Raw genomic sequence first — 18,037 nt, 5'->3', positions numbered from 1 at the left:
GCGACACCGTGCCAGCGTTCCGTAACCAGGGTCAGCATTGGCCGCCGCTCACTTGACCTCAAGGCGTAGCAGCTGGCGCATCCGTGTCTTCATGGCCAGCGTTCGGTTGAGCTCGTCAATTTGGTTGGCGCGAAGCTCGAGGCTCGCCAGCAAGTGGCGCAGCCCCAGCGTGTCGCCGGTCGGCGCGGCCGCCAGATACGCGGTCATCCCCGCCGCCACGTCGCGGTGTTGTGCGTCCAGCGCCGCGGTCAACTGCGCCAGCTCCTCATCCAGTCGTGCCAGTTCCTGTTTGGCTGTCATATCCCAGTCCTCCTGTCGCGCCCCCACGCGTATTTGCGCCCATTATCGCATGCCGAGGCTGCCTTGGCTAGTGGTATACTGAAGGCCAGACAATCCCAGGAGGTTCACCATGTCACTCACCATTCGCCCCTACCGGCCAAGCGATGCCGCGGCCTGGCTCGCCGTTCGCGCTTCGGCTTACAGCCGCTCGCAGTTCAACGACCAGATCGAACCGGCTCGCGAGCAGTACCCCGAGGCCGATTTCGGCTACGCAAGCGTGGTCGAGCTGGTCGCAGAACGCGCCGGTCAGCTGGTCGGGCTGATTGACGCCGGCGTGTTCAACGCCGACCGCAACCAAGGCGACCTGTACGTTCAAAATCAAGGCACCGGCAGCTACATCGAAGTCGTTGCGGTGGCGCCGGCCGCTCAAGGTCAAGGCGTCGGCCGCGCCTTGCTGACGGCTTGCCTGGCCGCGCTGCGGGACCGCGGGGCCGATTTCGTGGAGATTTTCACCCGCAGCGATGCGGCGGCCAACCGCCTCTACCAAGGCATTGGCGCGGTTGAAATCGCCCACAGCTGGCGGGTGCTGGGCAGCCTTCGCGATGCGCCGGCGCCGCGACAACACTGGCACTTCAATCCGGCCAGCCAAGAGCTTGAGGTCACCGACGAAACCGGGCGGCGCCTCTTGTACCGCGCCGAGCAGCCGCAGTGGTTCACGGTTTTCACCGCCTCGGCGCTTTCGGCCTTTGACATCGAGGTGCAATACGTCGAACGCACCTACTTCCTGAAGCTCACCTGAAGTACAAAGGCAGCCCTGTCGCCTCGCCCGTCTGCAAGACGGACCAGGTGGCAAGGCTGCCTTTTTGAGGCGCACGACCTAGCTTGCCGGCTCGAAGAACGTCAGCAGGTCGCTGCCCAAGAGCAGCTCGGAGCGGTACTTCTTGGTCAACGCGATTTTGCGCTGCGCCGTCGCGTCCCCGCGGTCGGCCGCGGCCAATGCGGTGTAGTAGGTCAGCACCGCCTGTTGGGTGTAGGCCAGCTGGGACCACTCGCCTTGCAGCTCGCGCAGCAGCCGAGTGACGATTCCGGTGAACCCGAGGCGCTGGGCCCGGCGCAGAATCATCAGGGCGCACATGCCCCGCGCCTCGATGACCGCCGGATCGACCACCGTGCTGAAGTCGATGTAGTCCTCGAACGTGCGAATCAGCCGCAGGAAATCGGCGTCGGCTAGCAGATCGCACCCAAGCGTGAAGAGCTGGATGACCGCGGTCGGCCAGGTCTGCTGCGACGCGAAGTACCGCCCCAGCGCCGCCTGCTTGCGCGGCGACAGGCTGCCCTGCCGCAACCCAGCGATGACGACCTCAAGCTGCCGATCAAAGGCGTCGTTGAACACGCTTTGGCTGTTGGCCACAATCGTCGCGGCGTTAGCCAGCCGCACATCGTCGAGCCGCAGTGTGACCCGGGCGGTGATCAACCCGTGCAGCAGCACCCCGCGGTCGGTTTCACGAAAACAGGCCCGGGTGAACTTGGTCACGCTGAAGCCCAAGTGGTTGAGAATGGCCACCAGCCGCGCGAACGAAATGTTGGCGTTGTTGCGCTCGAAGTTCGACAGCGCCTGGGCGCTGAGCACCCCGTCGGCGGCCTCGCTCAGCGTCTTGCCGCGCGCCACGCGCAGGTGATGAAAGGTTCCCCCGAAGTCCAGCTGTGTCTCCTCTGCCATGTGACGCCCTTCCTTTCCACTCATTGACTCCATGTTAGGCGGCAGGGCGGCCATTGTGCGAAAGTGAATCAGAATGTGCAAAAACGCCTCAATTCGTGCATCGCTTCCGCGGCGCAAAAAAGGCCCGGCCGTGGCCGAGCCCGTCTGGATGTCACCGCGGCTGGGACTTTGGCGCCGTCCCCATGAACTCGCGGGCGTCTGCAGCCACCTCCTGCGGCGGGTTACCGGCCTCGCATGCTGCCGGCCAGAGGTCGGAGGCCATGAGCAGCTCCTGGTTGCCGCCGAAAATGGCCATCAGAAACTGTTTGGTGTCCGGCATCAGCGTTTTGGCCTGATGATTCAGCCGCAGCCATGCAGGGCTAGCTTGCGTTGGCCCCGTGGTCACCACCGCCGCCACATATTGCGCATAACGACGCAGAATGCTCCACGCCAACGTATCGGCCCCACCGCGTCGAGGTGTGGCGAGCCCCTGAATCGTGTCGGTGACCGTCAGCACTGCAGCCACTTCATGAGTCCGATAGGCTACCAGCAGCAGGTTCATCCACAAGGTCACGTAGGTTTGAACCGGGATCCGCGCGATGACGGGACTGGCCGTCGCAATCGCCTTGACCAGCCGCTGCATGACCAGGCGAGCCGATTGCATGTCAGCATACCCCCCGACGTCGCCGTACAGGACGTAATCCTGGTAATTCCAGTTATCGTAGGTCATCAGCAGTGCCACCATCGCCTTAACAATCGGCATTGTGGACGAGTTGTCAGCGGTGCCTTCGACGTCGATGGCGCGAATCAGTCGCCACATATTCAGGAAAAACGGGCTACCCGCTGCCAGCGCAAGCTCGTGAACTTGCGCCGTCTCGGCCAGATCGGTGGCAGTCAGCTGTCCCGCGGCGCGCCGTGTGATGTGCGTCTGCACCATGGTCTGAATCGTAGTGGTCCCCGGCAGGTCCCGAACCGTGAGAAATTCCCCCACTCCGATGTGGCAGCAATCCAGCAGCCGACAGAGCTGATTCAAACGCAGCGTGTCGCTGCCGTCGCAAAAGCGCCGGTAGACACCGCGGGACAGGCCGGACAGGCGACACAGGTCCTTGACGCTGACCCCCTTGGCGCGACGTAACCGCGCAAAGCGCAACCCAAAGTTGGCCACGTGCTGGCTGTGGACTGGCGCGACAACTACCTGCTCCCGCCGACGCCTGTCGTGATGGTAGGGGCAACCGGCCAGAAGTCCTTGCAGCCACGTCTGAAGTCGGCCGGTCAGGCGGTGAGGTGCGTCATCCTGCCACGCAGTCAGGATCGCCAACCGCGGCGCAAACACCGCCTCTATGTCAGTGCTCGCTACCTGCGGCCGCTCGAACAGCGACCGCAGTTCCTTCGCGATTGCCGCAATCACCCAACCGTCATAGAACCTCCGATCTGCATCGTTGAAGGTCTCACCGTACCACCGGCAGACTTGCGCGACATTCTCGCAAATGTGCGTTTTGGCCGCCGCCGTCGCATACGCAATCAGCAAGGGCTCCTGGTTCCCGAACGCGGTTTCTCGCACCGCGGTACCGGCCGCGCCGCCGCTCACATACCGCGACATGCAGTGCGACACAATCGGCCAACTGAGGGCGGGCGCGGCAATCACAAAACACTGAAGCTCAAAGCGAGACCACTGCTGCCGCTGCCGCAGCGCCGCCACCACCCGGCGAGCAATGGCCGGCCGTGCCGCCGGTGCGGCCCGCCGCAGGTCAACGAGCATCGCCAGCAGGCGGTAATCACTTTGCTGCGTCTGTACCGCCATTGCCAGCAATGACTCCCGCAAAGGCTCGGCATCGGCCAGCGGGGCCGGGTCACGCAGTCGCTTCAGCGCGTGATTCTCAACGCCAGTCAGCCGGAAGTAGTCCTTCTCCAGTGCCTCCCCGATGGCCGAACCCGGTGCCAAGAACATGAAGTCGATCCACCGACAGAACTCGCTGACCTTGGGACTGACCTCACCGCGCAAAATCCGGCGATACGTGGTCGGCGAAAAACCGATGTACTGACACAGCGTCTTCACGCTGATGTGATGGTCGACGCGCGTCGCCTCGAGGTACGCGCTGTAGCTCAACTGTGCCATTCCAACTAAGCCTCCAAAAATTTTGTCCCCCTCATTTTGCCGCCCGGCCGGCCCGAGCGCAAGCGTCTCACCGCGCCGGCCAAAGTTTTGGCGGCCGTTCTCAAGTATACTTGACGGCGGCGCAATTTTTTGTGCTGTCAGTCAAGTTCAGTTGAGCACTCGCTTCATCCCAAAAAACGTCCGGCGCATCGCTGCGCCGGACGCGCCGAAGCCACCGCGGGTTCGGATCCGTGGCGGCCTCGGTTATTTTGTTGATCACTTGCGTTCTTGTGCCGATGGTCCCGCGGCGCCCGCGCTGCTGCGCGGTACCTTGGGACAAGCCACCGGTCAATGCCCCGCCGCAGCTACCTCGCATGGCGAGTAGGCGGACCAATGAGCGGCCGGTGGGTGGTGGTCCACACCCTGGTGGTCGGCCCCAATCGGAGGAGGCCGTTGCACGAAAACGTCGACGTTGTTGCCTGGTTCGGCATGGCATGGGTGGGGGTACTGGGAATGCTTATGTCCCGGACCTTCCCCCTAAGCAGTAGAGTTGCAAGCGCTGCGGCCGCAGCGTTTTCGCCTGCCCGTTGACAATCATCTGAAGCTAGTGTAAGCCCTGTCATTTCAGCCGTCAAATTTTAAGCTCACGTTTTTGACCAACAAAAAAACAGCCGCTCGAAAGCGGCTGCTCAACGTTCAATTAGAAGCCCAGGGCATCGGTCTTGACGCCAGGACCAAAGGTGGTCGTAACGGTCAAGCTCTTGATGTACTGGCCCTTGGCGGAAGCCGGGCGAGCCTTCAAGATCACGTCGTTCAGGGTCTTGAAGTTCTCAACCAGCTTGGCGTCGTCGAAGGACACCTTGCCGATTGGCGCGTGAACGATCCCCGCCTTGTCGGCACGGTAAGCCACTTGGCCGGCCTTGATGTCGTTGATCGCCTTAGCGACGTCCATCGTCACGGTGCCGGTCTTCGGGTTAGGCATCAAGCCTTTCGGGCCGAGGACACGGCCGAGACGACCAACCTTGGCCATCATCGGTGGCGTTGCGACCGCAACGTCGAAGTCCAGCCAGCCGTCCTGGATCTTTTGAACCAGGTCGTCGCCGCCGACAACGTCGGCGCCGGCATCTTCAGCGGCCTTAGCCTGAGGACCTTCAGCGAAAACGATCACGCGGCTGGTTTTACCAGTCCCGTTAGGCAGCACAACGGCGCCACGGATCTGCTGGTCAGCCTGCTTAACGTCGATGTTCAAGTTGTAAGCAACTTCAACGGTTGCGTCGAACTTGGCGAAGTCGATCTTCTTGACCAGGGCAACCGCTTCAGCGGGTGCGTAGGTCTTGGTGGCATCAACCTGCTTTGCTGCTTCGATATACTTCTTTGCTTTCTTAGCCATTCTGGAATTTTCCTCCTTGCAAATGTGGTCAGCGGGCCGAAGCCCTTCCACTTGATTCATTCAGCTTTCGCTGATGATCCGGATTATAAGCCCTCGACGGTGAAGCCCATCGAACGAGCGGTCCCTTCAACCATGCGCATAGCAGCCTCTACGTCTGCAGCGTTAAGGTCTTGCATCTTCGTCTCAGCGATCTGACGAACTTGGTCCAACGTGACCGTTGCGACCTTCTTCGTGTTCGGTTCGCCTGAGCCGTGTTCAACACCAGCGGCCTTCTTCAAAAGGACAGCAGCCGGTGGGGTCTTGGTTACGAAGTCGAAGGAACGATCTTCGTACACGGTGATCACAACAGGGATGATCATGCCGGCCTGGTCTGCAGTCCGTGCATTGAAGTCCTTGGTGAAGCCCATGATGTTGATCCCGGCCTGCCCAAGAGCAGGACCTACCGGGGGAGCTGGAGTTGCCTTCCCCGCAGGGATCTGGAGTTTAACGATGTTTGCTACTTTTTTAGCCACGAAACATAACCTCCTTAAGTCCGTGATGTGGTGATGATGGCCAAGACAATTTTGGCCTCCCACGCGTATGCCTAAACATACCTGAATAAATTACCATGAATGCCCGCCAAAAGCAAGCATAGGCGGCCATGTCGCACCAGGAGTGGACCCGAGTCGGCACCGGCCCGGCCGCGGGAGCGGCTTTGGGTCGGCGAGCTGCGTCCCGCTAAACCCGCCGGCTTCCGCTCTGGGTTCGTCGAGCTGCGCAAGGCAACGCCAATCCGCCCAGCTAAGGCCGGCACTCGGGGCAAAAAACGCCCCAAGCGTCGGCCTTACGCTAGGCGGTTGGCTAAATACGCCTTGCTCCGCTCTGGGTTTTTAGTGCTTGTCCACTTGGTCGAAGTCCAGTTCGGCCTCGACTTCGCGCTCGAACATCATCATGGCGACCTTCAGCTTGTTCTTCTCCTTGTCGACGGCGGTGACCTTGCCGTCGGTGCCGGCGAAGGCGCCGTCGACGATGGTGACCGGCTCGCCGACCGTGAAGTCCAGGTTAGTCTGGCGGGTGCTCATGCCGAGGCTGTGCAGGATGGTCGCGACTTCGTCAGGCAGCAGCGGTGACGGCTTGGAGCCGGCACCATGGGAGCCGACGAAGCCGGTCACGCCTGGGGTGTTCCGCACAACGAACCAGGATTCGTCGGTCATGACCATTTCGACGAGGACGTAGCCCGGGAAGGTTTTCTCCATCTTGGTCTTCGCCTTGCCGTTTTTGACCTCTTCCTCTTCTTCTTCCGGCACGATCACCCGGAAGATGTAGTCGTCCATCCCCATCGACGTCGCGCGGGATTCGAGGTTCGCCTTGACCTTGTTTTCGTAGCCTGAGTAAGTGTGCAGCACGTACCAGAGCTTTTCTGCTGATTCGACCATCATGATTCTCCTTTTTTTGAGTAAAATAAAAAACCCGCCCCAAGACGGGACGCGGTTCGATGTCTGAGACTAGTATAGCAGGAAAGCTGCCGAATACCAACTAGAAAATGAAGGCGTTCAAAAGCAGCAGGATGATCCAGTCGGCCAGCGCGAAGTACAGCGCGAACAGCAAGGAGGTGATGATCACCGTGGTCGTGTCGCGCCGCGTCTCCTTGGCGGTCGGCCAGGTGACAAGCGTCATTTCGTGAAACACACTCTTGATGAACTTCATGGTCTTACTCCTCCCTTACTTGGTTTCGCGGTGCTCGGTGACCCGCTTACAGTACTTACAAAATTTATTTAACGTCAAGCGCTCAGTCCGGCGCGGGTTCTCCGGCACGAAGTAGTTCCGGCGACCACACACTGAGCAGGCAAGTGCCACTTTTTTAACAGACATTTCGGGCCTCCAGTCATTCAACCTAGCCTACCAAAATTTCACCCAGTGTGCAAGCCCGGCCAGGCCAATCAGCACCGCGACTTCGGCGCCGAAGGTCACAAGCATCGTGTGAATCGCGGTGATGAAGGTCGCCTGCTTGCTGGGGTGCTGCAAGAAGCGGTGGGTGTTTTGATGCGCCAGCGGCCAAAGCCCCCACACCAGAATCACCGGCCAGGGCAATAGCCGCAGCGCCACGCCGACGCCGATGCTCAGGTAGGCCAGGGCCGGCAGCCACGGGTAGACGCGCAGGGCCCGGTCGCGGCCCAGGTAGTAAGGCAGCGTGAAGCGCTGGTTGCGGACGTCTTGCTCAAGGTCACAGATGTTGTCGGCAAACATGGTGGCCGCATCTAGCAGCACGATCGGTAGCGCGACTACGAACAGCCGCAGCAGCAGCGGCACGTCAACGCTCAAGGCGAAGGTGCGACCCGCCAGGCTCAGGGCCACCGGCCGCGGCTGTAGGTGGCCACCAGGTGCATGTCTTGGGTCAGGCGGTTCAAGTCAGCGTCGCGGCCGGTGACCAGCAGTCCTTTGTGCGTCAGGCCGAACTCTTGGGCCTGATTGACGCTGGCCATCTGGACGGCCGCCGCCAGGTCGGCGGAAGTGAAGCGCTGGATGTTGGCGAAGGCGCGGTCGAAGGGCAGCACCGAGCCGGCGATGGTGCCATCGGCAAGCCGCGCCTCGACGCCGCGAACCGTGACGGTTTGGCCGCCCAGCTCGCTTTGACCGTCGCCCAGGCCCTTGGCTCGCATCGCGTCGGTCACCAGCTCCAAGCGGCCCGGCCCCTTCAGGCGGTAAGCCAGCTCGAGCATATCCGGCGCGTTGTGGAAGCCATCGGCGATCAGCTCGCAGGTGATCGCCGGCTCCAAAAGCGCGTGGCCCATCACCCCGGCCTCGCGGTGAACCGCCAGGCGCTGGGCGTTATACAGGTGGGTGACGTGTTGGGCCGGGCAGTGCAACAGCGTCGCCCGGGTCGCGTCGCTGTGCCCAATCGCAAGCGCGATGCCGTGGCCTTGGCAGTAGGCCTCAAAGCCGTGCGGTTCGCCGACCTCCGGCGCGTAGGTAACCAGGCGAATCAGGCCCCGGGCCAGGTGCTGCCACCGCGCGACGGCCGCAGCCGACGCCGGCTGGATGTAGGCCGCCGGCTGGGCCCCTTTGTAAACCGGCGAGATGAACGGCCCCTCCAGGTGAATGCCCTGAATCAAGGGCGTCAGCGCCGCCGCCTGGGCGATGCCGGCCACCGCCCGATCGATGGCGCCGGGCGATTGGGTCATCGTGGTGGGAAAAAGCGTGGTGACCCCTTCTGCCGCGGCGATGCGTTCGGCCATGCCGGCGATGGCATCAGCGTCGCCGTCCATCGCATCCACGCCGTAACCGCCGTGAACATGCATATCGATGAAGCCCGGCACGATCAGGTCACCGTGGACATCCTCCACGGATTCACCCGGCTGCGGCGCAAAGGCGGTCATCGGCCCCGCGTTTTGCACCGTCTCGGCGAAGCGAATGAAGCCGTCCTGCCACTCGGCGGTGCCGGTCACCAGATGCGCGTGGGTCAAAACCCGCGGCTTCATTCGGTCGCCTCGAACGCCGCGACGGCCGCCGGCACAATCAGTTCGGCGTTCGGGTGGGTCTGCACCAGCGTGACCGGAAAGGCCGCGGTCGGCGCAGCGCCCACCGCCTGTCGCACCACGCTGCGGTGCCAGTCGCGAAAGCACCCCAGCACGATGCGGTCGGCCGCCAAAAGCTCGCGCATCCCGAGGGTGACGGCCTGTGTCGGCACCAGGGCCAACGCCCCATGGGTATCGCCGATCGCGCTGGCGATTCTGGTCGCCGGCGTCAGGTCGACCACGCGGGTCGGCAACGCGGCGAAGGCGGCTACGGACAGGCTTGGCTGCGGCTCGTTGAAGGCGATGTGGCCGCTCAAGCCGATGCCGCCGATCACCAGGTCGGCGTGGCCCAGCTTTGCCAGCAGACGGTCGACGGCGGCCGGGTCCTGCGGGTCGGGGAACACGCGCTGGGCCACCGGCGGCGCCAGCGCCGGGTCCAGCCGGTCGTACAGGTTGGCCTGCATGAAGCGGTGGAAGCTCCAGCCGGAGGCGGCGTCGATGAAGCGACCGGCCACCACGTACTCGTCCATGTTCACGAACCAGGTGTGGCGCAGGTCGAGCCGCTCGGCGTTGGCCCGGGCGACGAACACCGGGTATTGCCCCATCGGCCCCACCGGCGTGATGATGACGGTCGGCTGGTTCGCCGCGTTGTTGGCGGCGATGGTGGTGATCATCGCGTCGGCCAAAGCGGCGTAGACGTCTTCGACCTCGGGGACGACGGTCAGCGGCAGCCGGGCCCGTCGCTTGAGTTCCTCAACTGAGTAGCGGTAGTAGTCTTGCATGGGTGCCTCCTAATCCGCGGCCTTTTGGATCACGTCCAGCAGCAGGTAGTCGCTGGCGGTGGCCAGTTCGCCGGTGTCCTTCAGGGTGCCGACCTTGATGAAGTTCTGCTGCTGCGCATTGTACAGCTTGGCCAGCTTGCCGCTTGCGGCCATCTGCTTAATCTGCTTGCTGGTGTAAAGCGTCTCCATCCCGACCATCTGGGCCTTGGCCTGCTTGGTGGTGATCGCCAGTGCTTTGGCGATGTACGGTGCGACCTTGCTGATCGAAGCGGCACGGGCGTCGTTGGCCGCCATCAGCGCCTTGGTGATTTTGACCACCCGGGCCGCGTTGGCCTTCTCGTACTTAGCCGTCACCACCCAGGAGCTGATGAACGGCATCGTGCTGGCAAAATCCTTATCGGAGGCTAGGGTCACGGCGTCGTCGCCCAGCTTGTCCTTGATGGTGGTGGTGCTTGGCGACCAGGTGGCCGCCGCGTCGACCTTGCCGGAGGCCATCGCGCTGGCGATGTTGTTGGCCGACATGTTGACCACGGTGACGTCCGAAGTCTTCATCCCGGCCTTCTTCAGCGCCGCCTCGAAAATCATCTCGGAAGTGGTACCGGCGACCACCGCGACCTTCTTACCCTTCAGGTCGGTGATCTTGGTGATGCCCTTGGCCGAGTTGCCGATCAGCTCGTCGGCGGTGCTGACGCCGTCGATCATGATCACCTTCGCGGCGCCTTGGGCCAGGGCCGTGTGAGCCCCGGAGCCGATGTTGCCGACGTCGATGCTGCCGGACTTCATCGCGGCGAGGATCGACGGGCCGTCGGCGAAGGCGACCAGCTTGACCTTGAAGCCCTGCTTCTTGAAGTAGCCGGCCTGATCGGCGATGGCGGCCAGGCCAACCGAGTTCGCGTTTTCCATGTAGCCGATTTTGATGGTGGTGAGACTTGCGGTGCCGCTTTTGCCACAGGCCGTGACGATCAGCATCATCACCGCAATCAGGGGCAGCAGCAGCCAGCGCCAGCGTCGTTTTGTCATGTCTTTGTCCTCCGAATATTTGAATACCGTTAGTGTAGTCTGAGAATATCCAAAAACCGGGGCCGAGATTGGAACGAGTTGTTAAAATTTTGCGAACAAACTGTGAACGGTGCCGCGACGCCTTTCCCGGACGATTGCGACACGCCGGGCGAATTCCGAACGTTGCCACTGCGCCGCCTAAAGTGTGAATAAACTGTGAACAAAATGATAAACAATGCCGTGGCCGCAACCAAAAAGCGCGGCCCGTGCCGCCCTCATCGGGAAGCACAGGCCGCGCCTGTGGGTGATGCTTAGTTTTCCTTACGCTTACGGTTAATGCCAAAGCCAAACATTGCCAGTGTTGCCGCTGCAAGCACTGCAATCCCCGCTCTCTCAACGTTCGTATCGTGAACGTCGCCGGTTTGTGGCAGGTTACCACTGTTGACAGCGGTCTGATCCTCTGCCGGTGCGTCGATTGCGGTTTGCACCATCTGACCGTTCCCCCCAGTTACTGGCAGTTGATTCTTACCACCGTTGTCAGTGCTGCCACCGTTGTCGGTGCTGCCGCCGTTGTCGGTGCTGCCACCGTTGTCGGTGCTGCCACCGTTGTCGGTGCCGCCGCCGTTGTCGGTACTGCCACCATTGTCGGTACTGCCACCGTTGTCGGTGCCGCCACCATTGTCGGTGCTGCCACCGTTATCGACAATCTTGGTCAGGACCACTTTGAAGCTCTGGTCAACGGTCGGGTCGGCGTCAAACGTCGCACCAACTGTACCGTCACTGGTCAGGTTGTAACCCTGAGAGATCAACGCCTGAATTTGCTTAGCGATTTCCGCGTGACTGACGGCCTCGTTGCTCTGACCGGCAACCTTCAGCGTTGCCAGGGCCCGACCATCCTGATCCACAAAGTTAATCGTGGCACTTTGGTTGGTGTCCTCAGTTGCCATCTTGGTCAGGACAACCTTGAAGCTCTGATCAACGGTCGGGTCGGCGTCAAACATCGCACCAACCGTGCCGTCGCTCGTCAGATTGTAACCTTGAGAAATCAAGGACTGAATCTGCTTGGCGATTTCCGCGTGACTGACCGCCTCGTTGCTTTGACCAGCAACCTTCAGCGTCGCCAGGGCCTGACCAGCCTGATCCATGAAGTTAATCGTGGCACTTTGGTTGGTGTCCTCAGCGGCCATCTTGGTCAGGACAACCTTGAAGCTCTGATCAACGGTCGGGTCGGCGTCAAACGTCGCACCAACTGTACCGTCGCTCGTCAGGTTGTAACCCTGAAAAATCAACGCCTGAATCTGCTTGACGATTTCCGCGTGACTGACGGCCTCGTTGCTTTGACCGGCAACCTTCAGCGTCGCCAGGGCTTGACCATCCTGATCCACAAAGTTAATCGTGGCACTTTGGTTGGTGTCCTCAGCTGCCATCTTGGTCAGGACCACCTTGAAGCTCTGGTCAACGGTTGGGTCGGCGTCAAACGTCGCACCAACTGTACCGTCGCTCGTCAGGTTGTACCCCTGAGAAATCAAGGACTGAATCTGCTTGGCAATTGCTGTGTGACTCAGCTCCTGACCATTTTGACCCTCGACCGTTGCGGTAACCAGTACCTTACCATCTTGATCTACGAAGGTGACCGTGGCACGTTGAGTAGTATTCTCAGCGGCCATCTTGGTCAGAACGACCTTGAATCTCTGGTCAACGGTTGGGTCGGCGTCAAACGTCGCACCAACTGTACCGTCGCTCGTCAGGTTGTAACCATCAAAGATTAGTGTTTGAAGTTGTTTAGCAATTTCAAGACGACTAAGTGCCACACCACTCTGCCCAGTGACTTCGAGTGTTGCCAGAATGTTACCATCCTGATCCACGAAGGTGACTGTGGCACGTTGAGTGGTATTCTCAGCGGCCATCTTGGTCAGGACAACCTTGAAGCTCTGGTCAACGGTCGGGTCGGCGTCAAACGTCGCACCAACTGTACCGTCGCTGGTCAGATTGTAACCTTGAGAAATCAAAGACTGAATCTGCTTGGCGATTGCTGTGTGACTGACCGCCTCGTTGCTTTGACCGGCAACCTTCAGCGTCGCCAGAGACTGACCATCCTGATCCACGAAGTTGACCGTGGCACTTTGGTTGGTGTCCTCAGCGGCCATCTTGGTCAGCACAACCTTGAAGCTCTGGTCAACGGTCGGGTCGGCGTCAAACGTCGCACCAACTGTGCCGTCGCTGGTCAGGTTGTAACCCTGAGAAATCAAAGACTGAATCTGCTTGGCGATTGCTGTGTGACTGACCGCCTCGTTGCTTTGACCGGCAACCTTCAGCGTCGCCAGAGACTGACCATCCTGATCCACGAAGTTGACCGTGGCACTTTGGTTGGTGTCCTCAGCGGCCATCTTGGTCAGCACAACCTTGAAGCTCTGGTCAACGGTCGGGTCGGCGTCAAACGTCGCACCAACTGTACCGTCGCTGGTCAGGTTGTAACCCTGAGAAATCAACGCCTGAATCTGCTTAGCGATTTCCGCGTGACTGACGGCCTCGTTGCTTTGACCGGCAACCTTCAGCGTCGCCAGAGAATGACCATCCTGATCCACGAAGGTGACTGTAGCACTTTGGTTGGTGTCCTCAGCGGCCGTCTTGGTCAGAACGACCTTGAAGCTCTGATCAACGGTCGGGTCGGCGTCAAACGTCGCACCGACTGTGCCGTCGCTGGTCAGGTTGTAACCTTGAGAAATCAACGCCTGAATCTGCTTGGCGATTTCCGCGTGACTGACGGCCCCGTTGCTTTGACCGGCAACCTTCAGCGTTGCCAGAGAATGACCATCCTGATCCACGAAGTTGACTGTAGCACTTTGGTTGGTGTCCTCAGCGGCCGTCTTGGTCAGGACAACCTCGAAGCTCTGGTCAACGGTCGGGTCGGCGTCAAACGTCGCACCAACTGTACCGTCGCTCGTCAGGTTGTAACCCTGAGAGATCAACGCCTGAATCTGCTTGGCGATTTCCGCGTGACTGACGGCCTCGTTGCTTTGACCAGCAACCTTCAGCGTTGCCAGGGCTCGACCATCCTGATCCACGAAGTTGACCGTGGCACTTTGGTTGGTGTCCTCAGCGGCCATCTTGGTCAGCACAACCTTGAAGCTCTGGTCAACGGTCGGGTCGGCGTCAAACGTCGCACCGACTGTACCGTCGCTCGTCAGATTGTAACCCTGAGAGATCAACGCCTGAATTTGCTTGGCGATTTCCGCGTGACTGATGGCCTCGTTGCTTTGACCGGCAACCTTCAGCGTTGCCAGGGCTCGACCATCCTGATCCACGAAGTTGACCGTGGCACTTTGGTTGGTGTCCTCAGCGGCCATCTTGGTCAGCACAACCTTGAAGCTCTGGTCAACGGTCGGGTCGGCGTCAAACGTCGCACCGACTGTACCGTCGCTCGTCAGATTGTAACCCTGAGAGATCAACGCCTGAATTTGCTTGGCGATTTCCGCGTGACTGATGGCCTCGTTGCTTTGACCGGCAACCTTCAGCGTTGTCAGGGTCCGACCAGCCTGATCCACGAAGTTAATCGTGGCACTTTGGTTGGTGTCCTCAGAGGCCATCTTGGTGAATACGATCGTGAAGATTTGATCCGCGTCATCGTCGGCGTCAAAGGTTGCACCCACGGTACCATCACTGGTCAGGTTGTACCCCGCCTTGATGATTGCTTGGATGTAGCTTGCCAGCGGCATGTGGTCGACAGCAGTGTCACTGAACCCGGCAATCTGCCGAGCGTCCAGCTCCTTGCCGGCGGCATCCTTGAAGACAACCGTTGCCACTTGGCGGTTCGCCTTGTAAACCACATCCACGTTTCCATCGGTTGTTGGAATTGATGGTGTGTTAACCACGGTATACCCCGGCACAGTCGGGGCAGTAATATCTGTTCCTGGCACACCATTGCCTTCAGTTGGTGTGGTGCCAGGGACCTTGGTACCATCCGCCAGAACTGGCGTGATTGTGTAATCCACGGTGATTTGTTTCAGCGCTGTAAAGGTGATGACAAAAGTCTGATCTTCATCATCTAACGCGTCAAAGCTTGCGCCAACCGTTCCGTCGCTGGTAAGGTTGTAACCTTTATCCAGAATCATCTGAATGGCATTTTGTAATGCGCTGTGATCAACCAGGGTGTCGCTGCCGCCACTGACTTGTCGAGAATCAATCAGTTTGCCGGTCACAGCCTTGAACAAAACAGTTGCCTGCTGCCGGTGAGCCTGATAAACAACGTTGATGTTTCCGTCAGTGCTTGGGACCGTCGCCGTCCCGACTGCCGTGTAACCTGGCACATCCGGCGCGGCCACCGTCGTGCCAGGAACCGCGCGGCCACTGGTCGGGGTGACGCCAGGAATCTTAGTACCATCGGCCAGAACTGGCGTGATTGTGTAAGCCACCGTTCGTTCAGGCAATGCGGAGAAGATGACAGTGAAGGTTTGATCGGTGGCATCATCAGCATCGAACGTCGCACCCACCGTGCCGTCTTGAGTCAGATTGTAGCCACGGTCCAACAGAATCTGAATGGCATTGTGCAGCACCGAGTGATCGATTGCACTGTTGCTGTCGCCAACAATCTGCCTTGCATCAAGCTGCTGACCGCTGGCATCTTGGAACACCACCGTCGCCACTTGGCGGTTCGCCTTGTAGACAACGTTCGTGTTGCCTTCGGACACCGTGGTCGTTGTGCCGTTGACAGCGGTGTAACCCGGCACGATTGGGACATCAATCGTGCTACCCGGAACACCGCGACCGGTGGTTTCGGTTCCGCCTGGTACCTTTGTTCCGTCTTCCAAAACTGGCGTTAGGGTGTAAGAAACAGTCGCGTCCGGCAACGCCTCGAAGGTGATGGTTAGCGTCTGATCCGTACCATCTGCGGAATCGAAGCGCTGACCGTCCGTTCCGTCCGACTTCAGGCTATATCCCTTGTCGAGAGCGGTCTGGATTGCATCGTGCAGTTGCGCATGGCTAATGAGGGTGCCGCTGTAGCCAACCAACTCAACAGTACCCAATACGGTCCCATCAGTTGCCTTTAGCACCACGGTCATTTTTTGCTGATTGGCCGTATAGTAGACTTGATCACCCAACACAACTGGCTTATCCGTTGAAATTTCAGGCACAACCAGTCCGGTACCACTTTGTCCCTCGTAATGAGCGGTATAGCCGTCGATGACGGGAACGTCATGCGTACCAAAGGTCACAGGGTTGCCATAAGCCACCGGCTTGCCCGTGGCGATATCTGCGGTGTAGGTCACCGGCAATGTATCTGTAATCGTGTCTGGCAGTGCGAGTCCTACCGGCAGGTCATCACTATCGCTCGTCCAGTATTTGGTCATCCCCTGGCCGCTAGCGTATTCATCGGCGTCAACCAAGTAGAAGTAAATTTTGTGAGTGGCGTCCTTCGTGACCGTTTCCGTAGTTGCCGGTACGACAATTTGCTTGACTGGCACGATGATGGTGCGGTTTGGATTGGACATGGTCACAACATCGGTCGGCGTGACAATTGCCTTGCTTGCATCACGCTCATAGCCGTCAGGTAACGTCACTTCGTCTTCGTTGAAGTTCAGCTCAAAGCCCGGGGTTCGCTTAATCTGAGTCGTCCCGACCGGCTGGCCCGATTCATCCACAAAGTTCACGTTAAAGGTCACCGCATCAGGTTCCGGAACCAAGTAGAAAGTATCGGAGAGCTGGCCGTCACTGTAGCCGTCGGCATCTGGCATGTAGGCAAAAATCATTCGAGACCAGCCGTCTGTCGTGTCGACCTGTTTCTTAATGCCTGCATTATTCGTGTAAATCGTGTAGCCTGCGTAGGTATCCAGCGTCGCATAAGGCACCTTCAGGGAGTAAATCGTGCCACTGCCACCGGCAAGTTGCGATTCTTGCACGTAGTCGGTGACATTCGCACTTGATTTATCGAGATTCAGTCCGATCCCTTTGTAGGTGCCGTCAACTAGGTCCTTCTTCAGCTCAAAGGTGGCGCTCATGCTCATCTGTTTGCTTTGCGACTCATCCGGAACTCCGGCCAAGTCCATCTTGAACGTCCCGGTCCAGTTCACGGTGTGACTTTCTAGCGTGGTTTTGTGCGTCAAATGAACCGTCACGATGCGACTGGCATTCATTGTTGGATTCCCAGCAATGCCGTTAGCATCCGCAGCAGCTAATTCATATTTTGACGCGTCGAAATAGTTGAGCTGACCGACTTTGTTCAGATCAACGTCGACGCCAGAATTTGCGACGTCGGCGGCCGAACTAACAAGAACCCCGTTGTTGTCATCGTCGACGTAGCGAATATCAAAAGTTGTTTTCGAGTAGGTGACCTGTGGATTGCCTACCCAGTGGAACCCAGTCTCATCAACGGTTGCGGTCAGGGTCTGCGTGTCCGACGTGTAGCCGGCCGGCGTTGGAACAGTGACGTCAAACGTCGTCCCGTAATCCGCAGAAACTTTGACAGTCTGCTGCAGACTCGTGCCTGACAAATTAGACGGTACGACCAGACTGCCTTCGTAATGCTTGGCCACGTAATGGACAGTGCCAGAGGTTACCTTGTACTGGTTACCACTCAAGAATTCCACGGTAAATGTGCTTTCCAGCGCAGTGTAACCTGTCTGCTCCGGCACGTTGAAGGTCTGAGTTGCACCCACCACGTTATCAACCGGGAGAAACGAAACTTGTTTAGTTGTCACCTGACCGCCGGTAATAAACTCAGCATCAAGCTTGATGTCAGCATGTGACAATTCAGGCGTCGAAACTGCAGCCGAATCTGTTGGATTACTTGGATCAGTTGTCGTCGCATCGCCCGTGTTGTCTGCGTCCGACTGTGTCGTGGTTGATTCGGTCGTCTGGGCTGGCGTCTCGCGACTTGTCAGCGTCGCAGAATCTGCTGATGCAGCCTGAGCAACAGTCTGACTCTGGTCGGTCCCAACCGCATTGGCATCAGCATGGACTGCCACCGCGTTGCCGCCGCCAAGAATGGCAACGGAAAGAAGCCCGGCGAAAACCCAGTTGCGTCCTGCCTTGTACATTTTCACCCGCCGTGTCGCCGTGTCGGTAGCGTTCACCAGCTTGGCGTGATCAGCGCGATAGCTCTGCTTCATATGTTTATCCTCCCCATATGGCATTCAAAAATAAAATTCAAATTGATGCCTAGATATCAAGAAAATAGTAGCATGCCCCCCCCGATTTTAAATTCACTTTTCAATAATTTGATTTGTCGAACTTGTTTTCCGATGATAAGTGCAAAACTATAGCAATGAGCCATTATATTGTGTGTCACCAATTGTTCCATGC

14 protein-coding genes are annotated in these 18,037 nt (G+C 59.2%); 1 reads left to right on the top strand and 13 read right to left on the bottom strand.

Annotated elements, in window-relative coordinates:
• Positions 1-48: 48 nt before the first annotated feature.
• Positions 49-300, bottom strand: coding sequence for a hypothetical protein (locus ACYVRZ_RS06290; protein ID WP_262315697.1), 252 nt, complete (start codon positions 298-300; stop codon positions 49-51).
• Positions 301-409: 109 nt separating this feature from the next.
• Between ACYVRZ_RS06290 and ACYVRZ_RS06285 the strand changes: the two genes are divergently transcribed.
• A complete protein-coding gene (locus tag ACYVRZ_RS06285) occupies positions 410-1,078 on the top strand; it encodes a GNAT family N-acetyltransferase (protein WP_461225718.1) in 669 nt (222 codons plus the stop codon).
• 78 nt (positions 1,079-1,156) lie between these two features.
• Here ACYVRZ_RS06285 and ACYVRZ_RS06280 read toward each other — a convergent pair whose 3' ends face one another.
• The 12 genes from ACYVRZ_RS06280 to ACYVRZ_RS06225 all read right to left on the bottom strand — a co-directional run bounded on the left by ACYVRZ_RS06280 (position 1,157) and on the right by ACYVRZ_RS06225 (position 17,844).
• Entirely contained in the window at positions 1,157-1,999 is an 843-nt protein-coding gene (locus ACYVRZ_RS06280; protein WP_461225716.1) for a helix-turn-helix domain-containing protein, read from the bottom strand.
• A gap of 151 nt (positions 2,000-2,150) precedes the next feature.
• Positions 2,151-4,094 carry a helix-turn-helix domain-containing protein gene (locus ACYVRZ_RS06275; RefSeq protein ID WP_461225714.1) on the bottom strand — a complete coding sequence of 648 codons (1,944 nt, stop codon included), beginning with the start codon at positions 4,092-4,094 and terminating at the stop codon, positions 2,151-2,153.
• A 679-nt stretch (positions 4,095-4,773) separates the two neighbouring features.
• Complete coding sequence (gene rplA, locus ACYVRZ_RS06270; protein ID WP_262315693.1) at positions 4,774-5,463, bottom strand: 50S ribosomal protein L1; 690 nt, start codon at positions 5,461-5,463, stop codon at positions 4,774-4,776.
• A gap of 83 nt (positions 5,464-5,546) precedes the next feature.
• Positions 5,547-5,975 carry a 50S ribosomal protein L11 gene (rplK, locus tag ACYVRZ_RS06265; protein WP_225048110.1) on the bottom strand — a complete coding sequence of 143 codons (429 nt, stop codon included), beginning with the start codon at positions 5,973-5,975 and terminating at the stop codon, positions 5,547-5,549.
• 357 nt (positions 5,976-6,332) lie between these two features.
• Positions 6,333-6,878: a transcription termination/antitermination protein NusG gene (gene nusG / locus ACYVRZ_RS06260; RefSeq protein WP_461225711.1), complete on the bottom strand. Its 546-nt coding sequence runs from the start codon at positions 6,876-6,878 to the stop codon at positions 6,333-6,335.
• A gap of 100 nt (positions 6,879-6,978) precedes the next feature.
• The gene (gene secE, locus ACYVRZ_RS06255; protein WP_262315691.1) at positions 6,979-7,149 is read right to left on the bottom strand and encodes a preprotein translocase subunit SecE; all 171 of its coding nucleotides are present in this window, start codon (positions 7,147-7,149) and stop codon (positions 6,979-6,981) included.
• A 15-nt stretch (positions 7,150-7,164) separates the two neighbouring features.
• Positions 7,165-7,314: a 50S ribosomal protein L33 gene (gene rpmG, locus ACYVRZ_RS06250; protein ID WP_125705175.1), complete on the bottom strand. Its 150-nt coding sequence runs from the start codon at positions 7,312-7,314 to the stop codon at positions 7,165-7,167.
• A 27-nt stretch (positions 7,315-7,341) separates the two neighbouring features.
• Positions 7,342-7,797 (bottom strand): prenyltransferase, encoded by a 456-nt coding sequence (locus tag ACYVRZ_RS06245; protein ID WP_461225708.1) that lies wholly within the window; start codon positions 7,795-7,797, stop codon positions 7,342-7,344.
• Positions 7,788-8,921: an N-acetylglucosamine-6-phosphate deacetylase gene (gene nagA, locus ACYVRZ_RS06240; RefSeq protein WP_461225706.1), complete on the bottom strand. Its 1,134-nt coding sequence runs from the start codon at positions 8,919-8,921 to the stop codon at positions 7,788-7,790. Before nagA ends, ACYVRZ_RS06245 begins: the two co-directional genes overlap by 10 nt.
• Entirely contained in the window at positions 8,918-9,739 is an 822-nt protein-coding gene (locus ACYVRZ_RS06235) for a sugar phosphate isomerase family (protein WP_461225704.1), read from the bottom strand. The genes nagA and ACYVRZ_RS06235 overlap by 4 nt, the downstream gene beginning before the upstream one ends.
• Positions 9,740-9,748: 9 nt before the next feature.
• Positions 9,749-10,759 carry an ABC transporter substrate-binding protein gene (locus ACYVRZ_RS06230; RefSeq protein ID WP_461225702.1) on the bottom strand — a complete coding sequence of 337 codons (1,011 nt, stop codon included), beginning with the start codon at positions 10,757-10,759 and terminating at the stop codon, positions 9,749-9,751.
• Between the two features lie 290 nt (positions 10,760-11,049).
• Positions 11,050-17,844, bottom strand: coding sequence for a mucin-binding protein (locus ACYVRZ_RS06225; RefSeq protein WP_461225700.1), 6,795 nt, complete (start codon positions 17,842-17,844; stop codon positions 11,050-11,052).
• Between the last annotated feature and the right edge of the window lie 193 nt (positions 17,845-18,037).

Source organism: Lacticaseibacillus suihuaensis (assembly GCF_054785075.1).
Note: the sequence above shows the minus strand (reverse complement) of the source record. Positions and strands in the feature narration are given on the sequence as shown.